The sequence below is a fragment of the Pseudomonas sp. DE0010 genome (genome assembly GCF_007680745.1).
Lineage (GTDB): Bacteria > Pseudomonadota > Gammaproteobacteria > Pseudomonadales > Pseudomonadaceae > Aquipseudomonas > Aquipseudomonas parafulva_B.
On sequence record NZ_VEJQ01000202.1, the window covers coordinates 1 to 275 of the forward strand.

Below are 275 nucleotides of genomic sequence, written 5' to 3' on the forward strand. Positions count from 1 at the left end.
CCAGCAGGGCTCTGAGGCTGCCGAATTCCCCGAGCAGCTGGCGGGCGAGGTCCACCGCGCTTTTGCCGGCCACGCCGGTGCGCAAGAAGATCGCCAGCAGTTCGGCGTCGGTAAGGGCCTGGGCGCCCCGTTCCAGCAGTTTCTCCCGCGGCCGTTCCTGGGCCGGCCAATCCTTGATGCTCATGGACGCTCCTTGTCTGGCGGGCCGCCTGCGTCCTGCAGGCGCTGTGCTATCTTAACCGGATCATTCGCGGGTGCGCGCAGGCCTCGATTGG

The 275-nt window shown here is 68.0% G+C and carries 1 protein-coding gene; it reads right to left on the bottom strand.

Annotation, left to right across the window (positions count from 1 at the left end; all coding sequences use genetic code 11):
* Positions 1-184 (bottom strand): UPF0758 domain-containing protein (locus FS767_RS22245; RefSeq protein ID WP_371921610.1); only part of this gene is annotated, 184 nt, incomplete at its 3' end.
* Between the last annotated feature and the right edge of the window lie 91 nt (positions 185-275).